Source organism: Deltaproteobacteria bacterium (genome assembly GCA_019309045.1).
Taxonomy (GTDB): Bacteria; Desulfobacterota; Syntrophobacteria; order BM002; family BM002; genus JAFDGZ01.
The window spans coordinates 17083-34709 of record JAFDGZ010000007.1 but is presented as its reverse complement, the minus strand read 5'-3'; the positions used below and the strand labels follow the sequence as shown (position 1 = coordinate 34709).

Genomic DNA, 17627 nt, shown 5'->3' with positions numbered 1-17627 from the left:
ACCTCACCATGGAATTTGGCGGACTTACCGCGGTCAATGAATTTTCCCTCGCACTGACTCCTGGTGAGCTTGTGGGGCTAATCGGGCCCAATGGTGCAGGCAAGACAACCGTCTTCAACATGATTACCGGCAGTCTCGTTCCCACCCGAGGCAAGGTCCTCTTCGACGGCCATGATATCACTGGCCGCAAAGCCCACCAGATAACAGCTCGAGGGATAGCACGAACGTTCCAGAACATCCGACTTTTCAATGACCTGACGGTATTTGAAAACCTGATGGTAAGTTTTCATTTTCAGACCAAATCCTCCTTTCTGGGAGCTGTATTCAGATTGCCGCGTTACAGGAGGGAGACTGAGGCGGCTCGCAGTATGGCAAGCCATCTTCTCGAGGAAGTTGGCTTGCAGGAGTTGACCTGGGAGAAGGCAGGGGCACTGGCTTACGGCCAACAAAGACGTCTCGAAATCGCCCGCGCCCTGGCTACCCGGCCCAAGCTAATCCTGTTAGACGAACCTGCAGCAGGCATGAACCCGCGAGAAACAGAAGCCCTGATGGATCTGATTCAAAAAATCAGAAGAGACTACAATCTCACTGTCCTTCTCATTGAACACGACATGACCTTTGTTATGGGCATCTGTGAACGACTCAAGGTACTCGATTATGGCATCACTATTGCTGAAGGGTTGCCAGAGGAAATCCAGAATAATGAACGGGTAATTCAGGCGTATTTGGGAGAGCGGCGTTTTGCTTGAAATAGAAAATCTGCATATATATTACGGCGGCATCCACGCTCTCAAAGGTATATCCCTTACCGTCCCCGAGAAGAGCATCGTGACTCTGGTCGGCTCCAACGGAGCTGGCAAGAGTACCACCCTGCGAACAGTGTGCGGCCTGGTCAGGGCAAAAACAGGCAAGATTACTTTCCTGGGGCAAGACATTACCCGAGCCGCGGTCAACGATGTGGTGCGCAGCGGCGTGGTTATGGTTCCCGAAGGCAGGCGAGTGTTTGTCAATCTGACGGTGTGGGAGAACCTGCGTATTGGAGCCTATAACCGCAAGAATATGCGGGAGATAAAGAAAGACATCGAATGGGTCTATTCGATTTTTCCTCGCCTGGAAGAGCGTCACAAGCAGCTGGCAGGAACTCTCTCTGGGGGGGAGCAACAGATGCTGGCCCTTGGGCGGGCCCTCATGTCGCGGCCCAAGTTGATAATGATGGATGAACCGTCTCTAGGATTGGCTCCCATACTTATCGAGGAGGTTTTTCGCATCATAGCAGAAATTCATGGCCAGGGAACTACTATTCTTCTGGTTGAACAGAACGCCATGGCAGCGCTGGAGATTGCCGATTATGGCTATGTTTTGGAGACAGGAAAGATAACACTTGAAGGCAAGGGCTCTGAACTATTGGAAAACGAACAGATCAAAGATGCCTATCTCGGCCAGGCTGTTGGCCGTCGGCTGAACCACTGAAATCACAGGATTTTACACTCTTTGCCTGTAATAGCCGTGCAGGCCCCACAAGCAAGCAATAGAGCGAACCCTCCCTGCGCACTTCGAGCGAACACCTGGAACTTGCAACTCTTGAAGTGATGAGAGTTGCCACCAACGTCATCTTCATGTTGCCAATCTGTGACACTCCTGTGAAAGAGTCTGTCTGCTACACCTCACACCTTGCTTGCTGGAGAGATGTTGACTCAGGCCGAATTGACAAACTCCGGGCCTTCAGGTAGAGTTTTGCTGAAAAATCCCGAAATTAGCGGTTGTACCTGGAATGGATCACTTGAAGCAGACAAATCTTTTTCCTCCCAGTTCAGAAAAAATCAGAGCGCCTCTGGCTGAGCGGCTGCGGCCCCAGCGGCTGGCAGACTTCATGGGCCAGAATCATATTCTAGCCCCAGACAAGCTCATCGGCAGATTGCTCAGACACCGACATCTCCAATCTCTGATATTGTGGGGGCCGCCAGGATGCGGCAAGACTACTCTGGCGCGGCTTATGGCCAGTGAAACTGGCGCCCATTTCATCTCCCTTTCAGCAGTGAGTGCTGGAGTCAAAGAAGTCAGGAGCGCGGTGGCCGAAGCTGCCCAGCAGTGGAACGCCCACCAGAGGCGCACCATCCTGTTCATTGACGAGATTCATCGTTTCAACAAAGCTCAGCAGGATCTGTTGCTGCCCTATGTGGAGGCAGGTACTCTTGTGTTTATCGGTGCTACTACTGAAAATCCCTCATTCGAAGTAATTGCTCCCCTGTTGTCGCGAGCGCCGGTGGTGGTGCTCGAACCCTTGTCTACGGAAGAGCTGAAAAACATAGTCAGACGAGCTCTGCAGGATGAGGAGAGAGGGTTGGGAAGCATACCGACCAACATGGATGAGGATGTCCTCCACTATCTGGTAGAAGCGGCAAAAGGGGATGCCAGGCTGGCGCTCAGCAGTCTGGAGGCAGCAGTAATGACCACGCCTCCCAGTGCAGACGGCAAACGTTATATCACCAAGGAAATTGTCAGCTCTACGGTTCAGAACAAACCCCTGCTGTACGACAAGAATGGGGAGGAGCACTACAATCTCATCTCGGCTCTCCATAAGAGCCTGCGGGGGAGTGACCCTGACGCAGCGCTTTACTGGCTTGCCCGCATGCTGGCGGCAGGTGAGGATCCTCTATTCCTGGCCCGCCGAATGGTCCGCTTTGCTGCTGAAGATGTTGGCCTGGCAGATCCCAGAGCACTGATAGTGGCTGTTGCAGCCCAGCAGGCCTTCCAACTGGTAGGTCATCCCGAAGGAGAACTGGCGCTGGCCGAGGCTGCCGTCTATCTCGCCACTGCTCCCAAGAGCAATGCACTGTATCGGGCCTATGGAGAAGCCCACAAGGCGGCAGTAGAAAAGGGCAGTTTGCCAGTGCCTTTGAAGCTGCGAAACGCCCCCACCGCCCTCATGGAAAAACTTGGCTATGGCAGGGACTACCAGTATCCCCACGATTTCCCGGGAGCATTTGTAGAGGACAATTATTTGCCCGAAGCACTGGAGAAAATACAATTTTATCGACCCACAGAGCGAGGCTACGAAGCAACAATTGCTGAGAGATTAAGGCAGTGGCGGCAGCAGCTGCGGGCAAGAGAGAGACGTTGAAACAGGAGGACGGCAATGGTCCATAGCCGGGCAGCAAATGCTGCTGACAACTGGGGTCTGCTCGGATTGCTGTTGCACAAAAAAGGAGTCTGACAACTCGCTGGCGCAGGGCGGCACTCGCTTCGACTGTGTTCGATCCCGAGCTCTGATCGAAGGGATGACTTCGAGTGAGACTCCCTTCGAGCCGGACTCCTCTCGTTGCAGGCGGCAGCCGCCAAACGAACTGGGCCTATTCGGCTGAATGTGAACGCAAGAGCTACAGGACAGGCGGAAAATTGAAGCAGATAGCTTTGCTCAGGGCTGTACGCTTGCTGTTGGGTGATCACGGTTTAGCTGTTGATTTCTGCATGTCACTACTCCTTTTGTTCACAGTGCTCCAGCCGCAGTCGGCATTCTCTCAGGAGAGCGCCGATGAGATGTGGCGATTTGCCGAGCATCTTTTTCAGAGCAAAGAATACTATCGGGCCCTGGGAGAGTATGAACGCTTCATATTCATGTTCCCCCAGAATCCCAGGGTTAATGAGGCTGAGTTGCAGGCGGCCCGCTGTTACCGCTACGGTGGCAAAGCTGACAAGGCATTCGACCTTTTTCTGAAAATTTTCAATCAGAAAGCTGCCGAAGCCGCTGGCAGGTCAGCCCTGAAGGAAATGATTGCAGTACGACTAGACCAGGGGCTTTATGCGGAGGCTATCTACTGGGCCCAGAGATACTTGCAGCTTTATCCAGAATCTCCTGAAAAAGAGGAAATAAGGCGTCAGCTCAGCTGGTTATACATAGAGGTTGGCAACTATCCCCAGGCGGCGGCAACTTTGAAAGAAATTGTCGGAGATTATGACAACGGTGCTGAGCTTCGAGCTCTTATAGAGGCCTTGCAGGAAGGAGCACCACCGCCAGTGAAATCGCCGCGAGTGGCAGGTACATTAGCTGCTATTCTGCCTGGAGCTGGTCACTTCTACGTGGGCCAACCAGGCCGGGGGGTCACCTCCTTTCTGCTCAATGGTCTGTTCATTGGGGCAGCTGTGCTGGCGTTCAAGAATGACAGTCCTGTGCTCGGCAGCATCCTTGTCTTTCTGGAGTTGGGCTGGTACCAGGGTGGGATTCGGAGCGCTTCGGTTGCGGCCCGCAAAGTGAATGCCAGAGAGCAGATGAAGTTTCGTCGTCATTTGAAAGAAAACTTCAAGGTGTCGTTTGGCCTGGCGCCCGGGCCGTTGTTGGCCGTGCAGCTTGCCTTCTAGCTGGACCACTGACGTGCTATACTGATCTTTAATATGCCTGCTGCGAGTAGCCTCCCGGGGGAGAGCTCTCGAGGCAAGATTATCGGCAAGTATTCTGCTTATTGACTTGTATTGATGCCACTTCAGGTTAGATGACATAGGACAATTCCAGGATGAAACTCCAGAAAGGAGAGCCCATTGTTCCCTTCAGACTGGTCAAGTTTTTCTCTCTGACCAGTCTCGTGGTGATTCTTGTCTCGACCCTGATTCTCATTGTTTTCATTTCTAACAGGGCCAAGACAGAGCTATTGCGCAAGAGCGAACAGTATGCCAGGCTGGTGGCCGACAACCTGAACCACCAGGTTTTTCTCCAGTTTGTCCTGCCCACTTTGATTCAATTCGAGAAAATCCAGCTCAGCAATCCAGTGCAGTTCGAACGAATGGACAAGGTGATCCGCAACACCATTCATGGCTTCAAGATTGACAAGGTAGATGTCTATGACAACAAAGGAATAATTGCCTACAGTACAGACCGCTCCCTTGTGGGTCTCAAAGGACATGCTGGGAGAAATTTCCAGCTGGCTCTGCAAGGGAAATCGTCTTCTGCTCTATTTTCTCGGGGTAATTTTCTGGGATTCGAGTTGAGCGGTCTGGCCAAACAGCGGACGCTGAAAACCTATATTCCTTTGCGCCTGGAAAAACCTCTGTCATCAGAATATGGTCCTATTCTGGGGGTTTTTGAGATCACCCAGGACATATCTGATGACTATGAGGCTATTACCCGACTGCAGTATATTATTATCGGCAGTTCCGTGGGCATCATGAGTCTGCTTTTTGTTATTCTCAGACTCATCGTCAAGAGGGCTGAACGGATCATTGTCAGGCGCACAGAGGAACGTCGGCGTCTGGAGGAACAGCTGCACCAGGCAGAGCGCATGGCCTCACTGGGAGAGATGGTGGCAGCTGTCAGTCATGAAATTCGTAATCCCCTTGGCATTATTCACTCCACCTCTGAACTTCTTTTGCAAAAGATGGATGACCAGGACCCCAAGAAGCGTCTGGGGAGCATCATCATGGAGGAGACCTCCCGTCTTGCTACCATTGTTACGGATTTTCTCGACTTTGCACGTCCGATGAAGCCGAATCTGTCTGACTGTCAAGTTGATGAAATAATAGAAAAAAATCTTACCTTTCTGGAAGTAGAGTTCAGCCGGCGGAGAATTCGAGTGGAGAGACAATTGGCAACCAACGGTACGGTTGTTCAGGCCGATGCGGATCTGTTGTACCGCGCCTTTCTCAACGTATTCGTCAATGCCATGGAGGCTGTGCCCGACGGAGGCCTGATACGGGTGGTCACCCACTATGGGAGCTCGGCTGAAAACAATCTGGAGGTAGTCATCAGCGACAATGGACCGGGGATCCCGGAAGAGTTGCAGAGGAAAGTGTTTGACCCCTTTTTTACCACACGCGTGAAAGGATCCGGGCTGGGTCTGAGTATTGTTCGTAATATCGTGGAGACGCACGGTGGCAGCGTGCGCCTGGAGAGCCCCGTACAGGGCAACAGTGAAGGAAACGGGCCGGGGGGCACTGCTGTGATCATTGCCTTGCCGCTGCCAACAACCAAATCCAGATGATGCCCGGGCCTCAGGAGTCTAGCTTTGATAATCTGATAATAAGAGGATCGTATGGAGACAATTCTCATAGTTGATGATGAAAAGAACTACCTGCAGGTTCTGGAAGCCCTGCTATTGGATGAGGGTTATGAAGTACATACTGCAGAGAGTGCCGAGGGGGGGCTGGACATTGTTGCCAGCCACGATCTTGATGTGGTGATCACTGATATGAAAATGCCTGGTATAGACGGTATAGAATTTCTCTCGGAGGTGCGAACTCGACAGCCCGATTTGCCGGTCATCATGATGACAGCTTATGCCACTGTGGAAAAGGCAGTGGAGGCCATGAAGAAAGGGGCCTTCGATTACATTACCAAACCATTCAAGAACGAAGAGCTCAAAGTCACCATCAGGAAAGCTCTGGACATGCATCGTCTTGCCCGTGAAAAGCGTTTTCTCAGCCGGGAACTCGAAGAACGTTTCAAATTTGGCAACATAATCGGCAAAAGCAAAGCCATGCGGCAGGTCTATGACATAATAGAAAAGGTTGGCCAGACTCGCGCTACAGTCCTCATTACCGGAGAGTCGGGCACTGGCAAGGAACTCATTGCCAGAGCAATCCATTTCAACAGCCCTCGTAAAGACAAGCCCTTTATTTCAATAAACTGTTCCGCCTTGCCAGAGACCTTGCTGGAAAGTGAACTTTTTGGACATGAACGTGGGGCCTTTACCGGGGCATACACGCAGAGAAAGGGTCGTTTCGAACTGGCCCACGGCGGCACCCTGTTTCTAGACGAAGTGGGCGAGATGACCAAAGCGCTGCAGGTGAAACTTCTGAGAGTTCTCCAAGAAATGTCCTTCGAGCGAGTGGGAGGCACCAGAACGTTGCGGGTAGACGTGAGAATACTTGCTGCCTCGAACCGAAACCTGGAAGAAGAAGTAATGAGCGGTCGGTTCAGAGAGGATCTGTTCTACCGTCTCAAGGTGGTGCACATCAAGGTCCCACCATTGAGGGAACGACGCGATGACATACCGTTGCTCGTGCAGCACTTTCTGAAAAAGACCGCTAGAGAGCACGGGGTAAACAGAAAGCGGTTGAGCCAGGAGGCGCTTCGTCATCTGTACAATTATAAGTGGGCAGGAAATGTTCGAGAATTGGAAAATGTCATAGAGCGGGCTGTAATTCTTTCAGACAGCGAGGTAATCAACCCTGAAGATCTCCCTGAGGAGATATTGCACCAGGCCATCTCGGGAACGTATGAAAAAGTCGACGAGCAAGCTTCTCCAGAACCCCAGTTCCGGCACGGGAGCCTGAATAATCGGCAGGTGCGTGCCCTGAATTTCATGCGAGAAAATGGCTACATCACCAATGAGTATTACAGCCAGATAAACAGCATCTCAGGCAGGCATGCCCGCAGAGATCTGGGACAGTTGATAGAAATGGGACTGGTGCGGAGAATAGGGGGAGGACGAAGCATTCGCTATGTGCTCAAGTAGGCCGGTTTGTGTCCGGTATATGTCCTGTTTATGTCCGGAAAAAAACAAAAGGCACTAGATTTCGCCTGCGGCTCGAAAGTCTATTACCAAATATATCCTTACATTTTAAGCAGTTGAAAAAAGTTCCAGAATAACCTTCTCCTTGGCAAAGTAATTGCACAACAAAGAATTGAAGTCAGAATGAGCCTGTGCAATACACGCCACCCTGCCTTCTTGTTTTTAACTCTTTTCTCCTTTTTCTGACCGACTAGAACCGGCCCCTCTAGTCGGTCTTTAGTTTTTTCAAACTTTAGACACGGACAATAGTCTGCCCATCCCACCGAGGCCTGCATCAAGATTCCTCCAGGCTCCAGATAAATGCTGTAACTAGTAGCTGGTTAATGGCAGAATGAAAGTACGCCTGATAGTCAATATCGTCAACCGGGCGTGACGGGGGATTGGAGGCACGGCAGCCAGTTGGCAGCCGCTGGCTCTGCTTCCAGGTTAGCCGCCAGCAATCGGGCGGTGAAACGGGCGCTTTCATTTTGCCATAAACCAGTAGCGATTAGGCTCTTGACAATTTACTCAGCGATTGCTACTTTCTTTAGCACTCATTAGTATTGAGTGCTAATAGGGGCGGCATCATGGAAGAACTCCTGCATGGAGAGAGAACAAGGCAGGTACTCGAGGCTGTCATTATCGAGTACATCAAGACCGGAACCCCTGTGGGTTCCAGGGCCATAGCCAAGAAATATGGTCTCAATGTCAGTCCGGCTACCATTCGCAATGTGATGTCTGACCTGGAGGATCTGGGCCTTTTATCTCAGCCGCATACATCTGCAGGGCGGGTTCCCACTGAGCTTGGCCTGCGCATATATGTGGACTCCATTGTCAAGGTCAAAGCACTCAGTAGTTCAGAAAGAGAGCGAATCAAACGTTCCTACACTGGTAAAGTAAGGAAGGTAGAAAGTTTGCTCAAGGATACCTCTCGAGTGCTGTCCTCCTTTAGCAAACAGACCAGTATGGTGCTCACTCCTCGCCTTTCTACCACCGTATTCAAGAGAATAGAATTCATCAGGCTCAGGCCCAATGTCGTCCTGGTAATACTCGTTTCCACAGCAGGCACTGTGCATAACACGGTGATAGAGACAGAAGAGGACATCCCCCAGAATGAACTGGAACGCTACACTCGTTTTCTCAATGATATGCTCAAGAATCTGACTCTGCAGCAGGTAAAAGAGCGGTTGCTGTCAGAAATGAAGCGAGAGAAAACGCTCTTTGACAACCTTCTTGCTCAGGCGGTCAAATTGAGCAAGCAGGTTCTGGAAAAAGATCTCGCCAGCAGTGAACTCATCATTGATGGCAGGATGAATCTGCTGGAATATCCAGAGCTTGCTGATCTGGAACAGATGCGGAGAATATTTGCTGCCTTTGAGGAGAAGGGCAAGATTATTGAACTCCTGGACAAGAGTACTGCTGCTGAGGGGGTCCACATCTTCATCGGTTCGGAAAGCGAATTGCAGGACATGGAAAGAGTGAGCTTTGTCACCTCCCCCTACACCAGCGGCGAGGACGTTCTCGGCACTCTGGGTGTGGTCGGTCCTATTCGGATGGATTATGCCCGAATTATTCCTCTGGTGGATTACACAGCAAAACTCCTGAGCAAGATGTTGGAGGAGACTTTCTGATTTAACTATTTGCTGCGACTGCTGAAAAAAATGATCACATGCCAGTACTTGTTCTGCATGTGTTTTTTTGTGAGAAATGACAGGGAAATTAAGCCAACTGAGGGGCTGGGGTCTTGACTAGCTGACAATCGGTATTAATTAAAAAGAATAAAAAGGGTAGGGGAGGCTGGTAGTGGAATCCAGAGAAGAGGAGAAACTAGAGAGCCAGAGTGACGAAAAAATGAGCCCCGAGACAAACTCTGCCGAACCACACAGTGACGGCAGGTCTGCAACTGCCGATCAGCAGCCTTTCGATCCAGAGACGGCTGATCGGGAGGCGCTTCTCCGTCACTACAGGGAGCTGGAAGAGAAACTGCAGGGAGCAGAAGAAAAAGTTTTGCGGGTAGCAGCCGATGCGGAAAACTTCAAAAAGAGACTGGAGCGCGAGAAGCAAGAGTATGCTCGCTACGCCAACGAGAAGTTTATCCGGGAGTTGCTGCCGGTGCTGGACAATCTGGAGCGTGCCCTTGAACACGCCACCGCTGGCGCCAACCAGGAGGGACTGGTGCAAGGCCTGCAGATGACAATCAAGGCCTTCACTGAAGCTTTAGAGAGATTTGGTTGTACTGTGGTCGAGGCGTTGGGAAAGAGTTTCGATCCCAATTTCCACGAAGCAGTGTGTCAGGAGGAAAGCACGGAACACCCGGCCAATACCGTACTGCGGGAGTTGCAGAAAGGCTACATGCTCAATGATCGTCTACTGCGACCGGCAATGGTAGCGGTGGCAAGATCGCCAGACAAGGATTCTACGACTGGCGAAGACAAAAGTACAACCGATGCCGAAAGAAAAAGTAACAACACAGTTAAGGTCAAAGTGAGCCAGGCTTGAGACTTTGTGCATCATGTTCCTGTTTGACAAATAAATATCGTAACATAGCGGGAAAAAGGAGGAAAGTATGGCAAAGGTCATCGGCATTGACTTGGGGACCACAAACTCCGTCGTTGCAGTGATGGAGGGCAAGGAACCCAAGGTTTTGACAAATAGTGAAGGAAGCCGAACAACACCTTCAATCGTGGCCTTTACGGAAAGTGGAGAGCGACTGGTGGGCCAGGTGGCGAAAAGGCAGGCCATCACCAATCCAGAAAACACCGTTTACGCTGTGAAGCGACTCATAGGCCGCAAGTTTGATGATCCCGAGGTTCAAAAGGATGTGACTATCTGCCCGTTTAAAATCGTCAAAGCAGCCAATGGCGACGCTCACGTGCTGGTAAGGGGGAAAGAGTACAGCCCGGCGGAGATTTCTGCCATGGTTTTGCAGAAAATGAAGCAGACTGCCGAGGATTATCTGGGAGAAAAAGTGGAGGAGGCTGTAATCACAGTGCCCGCCTATTTCAACGACAGTCAGCGACAGGCTACCAAGGATGCAGGCCGGATAGCGGGACTCAAGGTGTTGCGGATTATCAACGAGCCAACTGCAGCCTCGCTTGCCTACGGGTTGGATAAGAAAAAGGACGAGAAAATAGCGGTCTTTGATCTTGGCGGCGGCACCTATGACATTTCCATTCTGGAGATCGGCGATGGAGTGTTTGAGGTGAAGGCCACCAATGGTGACACTCACCTGGGTGGCGAAGACTTTGATCAGCGGATCATAGATTGGCTGGCCGACGAGTTCAAAAAGGATCAGGGAATCGACTTGCGCACGGACAAAATGGCCCTGCAGCGTTTGAAGGAGGCTGCAGAAAAGGCCAAAATGGAGCTGTCAACCTCCATGGAGACGGATATCAATCTGCCTTTCATTACTGCTGACGCCACTGGGCCCAAACATCTCAACATCAAGTTGAGCAGGGCCAAAATGGAGAGTTTAGTGGCAGACCTCATTGACAAGCTGGTGCCCCCCGTTCATACAGCGTTGAGAGATGCCGGCATCAGTGCAACAGACGTGGATGAGGTTATTCTTGTTGGCGGGATGACCCGCATGCCTCGCGTGCAGGAAAAGGTAAAGGAGATCTTCCAGAAAGATCCCCATCGCGGTGTTAATCCGGATGAGGTGGTAGGCATTGGTGCTGCCATTCAGGCCGGTGTGCTCAAAGGTGATGTGAAGGATGTGCTCCTGCTGGATGTGACACCTCTCTCTCTGGGCATCGAGACCCTTGGCGGCGTCATGACCAAACTCATTGAAAAGAACACCACCATACCGACGCGCAAGAGCCAGATATTCTCGACTGCAGCGGACAATCAGCCGGCGGTCTCCATACATGTGCTTCAGGGTGAACGAGAGATGGCGGCTGACAACAAGACCCTGGGTCGTTTTGAACTGGTCGGCATTCCCCCGGCGCCCCGGGGAGTGCCGCAGATAGAGGTCACCTTTGACATAGACGCCAACGGCATAGTGAATGTCTCGGCAAAGGACCTGGGCACTGGCAAGGAGCAGTCAATTAGGATCACTGCTTCCAGCGGCCTGAGTGAAGAGGAAATTCAACAGGCCATCAAAGACGCGGAAATGCACGCAGAAGAAGACAGGAAGAGACGTGAGTTGGTCGAGGCCAGAAATAATGCTGATTCGCTCATCTATCAGACCGAGAAGACTCTTGGAGAGATGGGCGACAAGGTGGATGCTGAAACCAGGAAAAACATCGAAGATCACATCCAGCAACTCAAACAGGCCATGGAAGGCAATGACAAGGATGCCATTAACAAGGCTGCCGAGGAGCTCATGCAGGCGTCTCACAAACTGGCGGAAACCATGTACAAATCTGCCTCTGAGCAACAAGCCGCTGCCGGAGGTGCTGCTGACCAGCAAGGCGCCTCCACAGGTGCGGCAGGTGGAGACGAAGAGGTGGTGGAAGCGGAGTTTGAAGAGGTGAGTGACGACAAGAAGTAACTATTATTGCCGCTTGCGACATGAAGAGAAGGGTGCTACAAGTAAGGCCTTCAAGGTCTGAACTAGCACCCTGTTTTTTTGTTGATTGGCTTCTGTGAGGAGGGGCCAGTTTTTCCATGAAAAGGGAAGATTGCCCTGTTTCAGGACGTTGGACCTTGCAAAAGGATGGCGGCTGCAAACTGCCAAAACCATAAAGTGGAGAAAAGAAATCATGGTGACAAGGCGAATCGCTGCTTTGCTGGCAGTGGTTTTTCTGGTTGGATGCGCTGTTGCTCCGGAGAGGCGAAAGGAAGGCGAACGACTTCCAGCTGAAGTTAGCAGACAGGCTGAAGCTGCCCGCCAGCTGGCTCAGGCAGAAGAGGCCTACAAACAGGGGGATCTTGCCGAGGCCAGTACGCGCTACCAGCAGTTGGCCATGTCTTTTCCCCACACTCCTGAAGCTGTAAAGGCCCTCCTGCGCCAGGGTCAAATAGCTTTCCAGCAAAGCCGCTATTCAGAGGCCCTCGCTCAGTTCAAGAAAGTTATCGAGCTGGCGCCGCCAGGAGAAGAAAGCAAAGAGGCCCGTTTGGGTGCCCTCCGGTGCTACCTGAAACTCGAGCGGTTTGAAGAGGCCAGACAGGTGGGCAAGCCTCTCTTCGACCATCTGGTAGAGACTACCAGGAGGGAGGAGGTTGCAGAATCGATGGGGGACGCCAGCGCAGCCCTCGATGACCCTGAGGCTGCAGTGTCCTGGTACGGCAAGGCCTACGATCTTGCCGATGAAGAGATACGGACTGAGCTGGCAGAAAATACCAAGACACAGGTGGAAAAACTCAGCAGTGATTCACTGCAAGCATTGCTCGAAGAGTATCCAGCACAGTTTCCCAGCCTGCTCCTGCAGACCAGGCTGGCGAGAGTGGAGATGGAAAGTGGCGAACTCGGCAGGGCCCGGGACAGATTAGAGCAGCTGATGAAAGACAACCCCCAGGAAGCAATGCTGCCAGAATGGCAGGGAATGCTGGCGACGATTCAGGAGTGGCTGCAAGTGGATATGCACAGGGTGGGATGCCTGCTTCCCCTCAGTGGACCATACCAGAGCTATGGTGATCAGGTGCTCAGGGGCATCAGTATGGCTTACCAGGAAGTAAACTCTTCGGCGGCTGCTGACCACCAGGGCATCGAGGTGGTGGTGTACGACAGCGGCCGTGATGCCTCTGCAGTGGCTGCGGCTGTGCACGAACTGGTCATGACCCACAGGGTTGCCGCTATATTGGGTCCACTTAGCAGAAAATCGGCGGAAACAGCTGCTGAAGAAGCGCAGCGTCTTAAAGTTCCCATTATTACTCTGACTCAGAAGGAAGGCATAAGCAAGATAGGTGAATATGTATTCAGAGATGCCCTCACCAATGAGGATCAGGCCAGAGCCCTGGCCCGCTATGCTATACTGGGACTGGGATATAAACGTTTTGCCATTCTCTATCCCCGCGACAATTACGGCAACCGTCTGATGAATTTGTTTTGGGATGAACTCGATAACCTGGGCGCCGAGGTGAGGGGGGTCGAGTCCTACGAGCCCTCCCAGACGGACTTTGCCGACCAGATAAAAAAATTGGTGGGCCTCTATTATCCTCGCCCGGAAATTGAAGCGACGGAGCCTGATGCCGTACTCCAGGAAAAAACAATTGCTGGAGAAGCTGAAAAAGCAAAGTCTGAGGGGGAGCAGGCAGAAGAGCCCCTGCCAATTGTCGACTTTGAAGCCGTTTTTATTCCGGACAGCTATGACAAAGTCGGTCTTATCGCACCCCAGCTGGTCTATTATGACGTAACTGGCGTGAAATTGCTTGGCACCAATCTGTGGAACTCACCGAAGTTGCTGGAGATGGCCGGGCCGTACGTCCAGGGGGCGGTTTTTGTAGACGGCTTTTTTGCAGACAGCAGATTGCCACTCAGCCGTGAATTCAGTAAGAATTATCAAGAAATCTTTGGTGTCAAACCTGGCTATCCAGCAGCCCAGGGCTATGATGCCTTCCGCTTGCTGATGGAGGCCCTCAACAGACCCGGCGTGGTTTCTCGGCCACAGCTGCGCAATAGTATTGCCTCCATACGAGGCTTCTTTGGAGTGGAGGGAAATGGTTCAGTATCTCCTTCAGGTGTGGTGGAAAAACCGCCCACTTTTATTACCATAAAGAAAAATCATATGGAGCAGCTGCCGGTAGACATTGATGCCCTGAGCAAAGTGCCCCTGTCCCAGCCAACGGCGGGCACTCTGGCACCAGAGAATTCTGTGGCAGATATCTCCCCTAGCATGGAATGAGGCACCCCTTTGCGGCCATGAATGGCTCCAGATGGTGTCCGGAGCATATGCAGGAGTGGTCCTGCTGGAAGCGCCTTTTTGGAACAATGCTGATCTGCTTGGTAGGTGGAGGAAGAGAATGAAGATTAGCCGGGAAGAGATCGAGCATATCGCAGAACTGGCCAGACTGGAGATAAGCGATAGAGAGAAGGATGAGCTGACCGGCCAGATGAACCGAATTCTGCAGTACATGGAAAAACTGAATGAATTGGATACCACTGGAGTGGCGGCCACCTCTCATGCCATTGATCTCCAGAATGCCTTCAGGGAGGATACAGTGCAGCAGTCTCTTCCCAGGGAGGAGTGCCTGGCAAATGCCCCGGAGTCAAATGGGGTGGAATTTGTGGTGCCGAGAGTTATCTGAGCCTGAATGGTGGCCAGGCAGCCCTCTGAACGAGGATGATGACCACAAAGAGTGCAAGCCTGCAAGATGGCCTTGTTTATGACAGTTTCCCTGTGGGTATGAGCAGCGAATGAGGAGAGGTAGTCCATGGAACCATTTGCCCTTACCATTCACCAGTTGCGCGGCCTGTTGGATCGAGGGGAGATAACTTCTGAAGAGGTGACCGCTTCCATCTTTGCCAGAATTCGGACCTTGGAGCCCAAGATTGCCGCCTATATTACCCTGTTTGAAGAAGAAGCCCTGGAGCAAGCTCGCGAGCAAGACCGCCTGGGATACCACCAAGCAGGAATTCTGGCCGGTATACCTCTGGCACTCAAGGACGTGCTGTGCACCAGAGGTGCAAGAACCACCTGTGGTTCAAAGATCCTGAATAACTACATCCCTCCCTTTGATGCCACTGTAGTGGAGCGAATAAGACTGGCGGGTGGCATACTTCTGGGCAAAACAAATATGGATGAATTCGCCATGGGCTCTTCCAATGAGAACTCGGCCTTTTATGCAACCCACAATCCCTGGAACACTCAGATGATTCCCGGCGGTTCCAGCGGCGGCTCAGCTGCCGCCGTGGCAGCTGACGAATGCATTGCTGCCCTCGGCTCGGACACGGGCGGCTCTATTCGGCAGCCAGCTTCACATTGCGGCGTTGTGGGTCTGAAGCCTACCTACGGCAGGGTGTCGCGCTATGGCCTTGTTGCCTTTGCCTCCTCACTAGATCAGATTGGTCCTTTGACCAAGAGTGTTACTGATGCTGCCATTATGATGAATGTCATAGCCGGGTATGATCAAAGGGATTCTACCTCTGTTCCCGTAGAAGTTCCCGATTATCGGCAGTATCTTGTGGAAGACCTCGAGGGCATCACGGTGGGTATTCCGCAACAGTACTTCGTGGGGGGGCTGGATGCAGAGGTAGAGCAGGTGGTTCGGCAGGCTGTTGCCCTGCTGGCTGATCTTGGGGCTCGATGTGTAGAGGTCTCTCTGCCCCATACCGAATACGGCGTTGCGGCATACTACATTATTGCAGCTGCGGAGGCCAGTTCCAACCTGGCTCGTTACGATGGGGTCAAGTACGGCTATCGCGATCGCAGTGGCAGCAGCCTCATGGCCATGTATCGGAAGAGTAGATCACACGGTTTTGGTGTGGAGGTAAAAAGAAGAATTATGTTGGGTACCTATGCTCTCTCTGCTGGCTACTATGAAGCATACTACAAGAAGGCTTCCCAGGTACGCACCTTGATTCGCCGAGATTTTCAACAGGTTTTCGACAGCTGTGACGTGTTGGCCACACCGGTTGCTCCCAGCCCGCCATTTGCTCTGGGTGACAAGGTAGACGATCCACTGCAGATGTACCTTTCCGATGTCTTTACTCTGCCGGCCAGTCTGGCAGGGATACCAGGGCTGTCAGTGCCTTGCGGCTTCAGCAGCAAAGGATTGCCCATAGGAGTGCAGCTGCTGGCGCCCCATTTTCAGGAGGGCTCCATCCTGAGGGTAGGGTACAACCTCGAGAAAAATACCGACTTTCATCTGCAGCGGCCTGCCTTGTAATAATGATGCAGGTCGCTCTTTGCCTTTCGAGATTAACTCAACTTTGAGCAGTCTCATCCTCCTCCTGGAAGTAGCCCTTGGGAATTACTACGATGCCCCGGGGAGTGACAGTGAACTGTGTTCGGTCCTTGCGAGGGTTGTAACCTATCTCAGTATGAGGCGGAATCACATTCTCTTTGTCTATGATGGCTTTCTTTATCTTGCAGTGCCGCCCCACCACCACTCCATCCATAATCACTGACTCATCCACGGTTGCCCAACTGCGCACCACCACGTTGCAGGAAAGGACGGAATTTCGCACTATACCGCTGATAATGCAGCCGGGGGACACCAGGGAATCCAGGGCCTTGCCCACCCGAAAACCTTCAGGACGTTCGTTGGCAAAGACAAATTTTGCCGGCGGCACTGGAGGTTGATGTGTGTGGATAGGCCACCTCCGGCCGTAGAGGTTGAAGTAGGGATCGACCCCGGTCAGATCCATATTGGCATTCCAGTATGCGTCCAGAGTGCCCACATCCCGCCAATAGGAGGAATCCCTGGTGCGGGACTCCAACTGCAGCTTCCGTTCGCCGCTTTCCAGGGTCACATAAACGTAGTCCTCGATTCTGTTCATCTGTCGATAGGGATAGGCATAAACACGATGGTTTTTCAGGAGCTGTGGAATTATGTCGCCGCCAAAGTCCATTTCACTGGAAGACTCCAGGGCTTCAATGAGCGTTTCAGCGCGGAAGAGATATATACCCATGGAGGCAAGAATGTGATCAGGATCATTGGGAATGGTCCGGGCTCCTGCGGCGGGTTTTTCCTGAAAACCGAGTATGCGGAAGTCGTCATTTACTTCTGCCACACCCACCTGGGGAGCGAGCTCCTTGTCGAGTTCCAGGAGGGAGATGGTGACATCAGCACCTTTTTCCTGGTGGTAGTTGAGAAACAGGTTGTAGTCCATCTTATAGATATGGTCTCCAGACAGGATGAGCACATGCCGTGGTCTCGTTCTTTTCAACAGATAAAGGTTCTGCCGTATGGAATCTGCTGTGCCTCGATACCAGTCGAGACCTATACGCTGTTGAGGGGGCACGATTTTCAGAAAATGTCCCAGCTTGGGACTAAAGATGTTCCAACCTGACTCGAGGTGATCCGTGAGGGACTGGGACTTGTATTGCGGCAGGACGATAATCTTGTAAATCTGGGAATTGACACAGTTGCTCAGGGGGAGATCGATCAAGCGGTAGATGCCTCCAAAAGGCACTCCTGGTTTGGCCCGATCCCGGGTGAGCGGCATGAGCCTCTCACCTCTACCGCCGGCCATAATAAAAGCTAGTGTATCTCTCATGATGCTCCAAGACCTCTTGATGCAAGAATGAGGTGCATTTTCTT

13 protein-coding genes are annotated in these 17627 nt (G+C 52.1%); 12 read left to right on the top strand and 1 reads right to left on the bottom strand.

From position 1 onward, the window contains the following. Window positions 1-8 precede the first annotated feature (8 nt). The 12 genes from JRI89_02775 to gatA all read left to right on the top strand — a co-directional run bounded on the left by JRI89_02775 (window position 9) and on the right by gatA (window position 16250). Window positions 9-749: an ABC transporter ATP-binding protein gene (locus JRI89_02775; GenBank protein MBW2070157.1), complete on the top strand. Its 741-nt coding sequence runs from the start codon at window positions 9-11 to the stop codon at window positions 747-749. After that, window positions 742-1470, top strand: coding sequence for an ABC transporter ATP-binding protein (locus JRI89_02770; GenBank protein MBW2070156.1), 729 nt, complete (start codon window positions 742-744; stop codon window positions 1468-1470). Before JRI89_02775 ends, JRI89_02770 begins: the two co-directional genes overlap by 8 nt. A gap of 301 nt (window positions 1471-1771) precedes the next feature. Continuing rightward, a complete protein-coding gene (locus JRI89_02765; protein ID MBW2070155.1) occupies window positions 1772-3121 on the top strand; it encodes a replication-associated recombination protein A in 1350 nt (449 codons plus the stop codon). A 416-nt stretch (window positions 3122-3537) separates the two neighbouring features. Then, on the top strand, window positions 3538-4356 hold the full coding sequence (locus tag JRI89_02760) for a tetratricopeptide repeat protein (protein ID MBW2070154.1): 819 nt from the start codon (window positions 3538-3540) through the stop codon (window positions 4354-4356). 152 nt (window positions 4357-4508) lie between these two features. After that, window positions 4509-5969, top strand: a complete 1461-nt coding sequence (locus JRI89_02755; GenBank protein ID MBW2070153.1) for a two-component sensor histidine kinase — start codon at window positions 4509-4511, stop codon at window positions 5967-5969. A gap of 51 nt (window positions 5970-6020) precedes the next feature. Further along, window positions 6021-7445 (top strand): sigma 54-interacting transcriptional regulator, encoded by a 1425-nt coding sequence (locus JRI89_02750; GenBank protein ID MBW2070152.1) that lies wholly within the window; start codon window positions 6021-6023, stop codon window positions 7443-7445. Between the two features lie 623 nt (window positions 7446-8068). Then, window positions 8069-9112, top strand: coding sequence for a heat-inducible transcription repressor HrcA (hrcA, locus tag JRI89_02745; GenBank protein ID MBW2070151.1), 1044 nt, complete (start codon window positions 8069-8071; stop codon window positions 9110-9112). Window positions 9113-9284: 172 nt separating this feature from the next. Further along, window positions 9285-9980 carry a nucleotide exchange factor GrpE gene (grpE, locus tag JRI89_02740; protein MBW2070150.1) on the top strand — a complete coding sequence of 232 codons (696 nt, stop codon included), beginning with the start codon at window positions 9285-9287 and terminating at the stop codon, window positions 9978-9980. Between the two features lie 67 nt (window positions 9981-10047). Continuing rightward, window positions 10048-11973 (top strand): molecular chaperone DnaK, encoded by a 1926-nt coding sequence (gene dnaK / locus JRI89_02735; GenBank protein MBW2070149.1) that lies wholly within the window; start codon window positions 10048-10050, stop codon window positions 11971-11973. Between the two features lie 211 nt (window positions 11974-12184). Beyond that, window positions 12185-14266 carry a penicillin-binding protein activator gene (locus JRI89_02730; GenBank protein ID MBW2070148.1) on the top strand — a complete coding sequence of 694 codons (2082 nt, stop codon included), beginning with the start codon at window positions 12185-12187 and terminating at the stop codon, window positions 14264-14266. Window positions 14267-14384: 118 nt separating this feature from the next. Continuing rightward, entirely contained in the window at window positions 14385-14669 is a 285-nt protein-coding gene (gene gatC / locus JRI89_02725) for an Asp-tRNA(Asn)/Glu-tRNA(Gln) amidotransferase subunit GatC (GenBank protein ID MBW2070147.1), read from the top strand. A gap of 126 nt (window positions 14670-14795) precedes the next feature. Further along, window positions 14796-16250, top strand: coding sequence for an Asp-tRNA(Asn)/Glu-tRNA(Gln) amidotransferase subunit GatA (gene gatA / locus JRI89_02720; GenBank protein ID MBW2070146.1), 1455 nt, complete (start codon window positions 14796-14798; stop codon window positions 16248-16250). Between the two features lie 37 nt (window positions 16251-16287). Here the strand turns inward: gatA and glgC are convergent, their stop codons facing one another. After that, window positions 16288-17583, bottom strand: a complete 1296-nt coding sequence (gene glgC / locus JRI89_02715; protein ID MBW2070145.1) for a glucose-1-phosphate adenylyltransferase — start codon at window positions 17581-17583, stop codon at window positions 16288-16290. Window positions 17584-17627 lie beyond the last annotated feature (44 nt).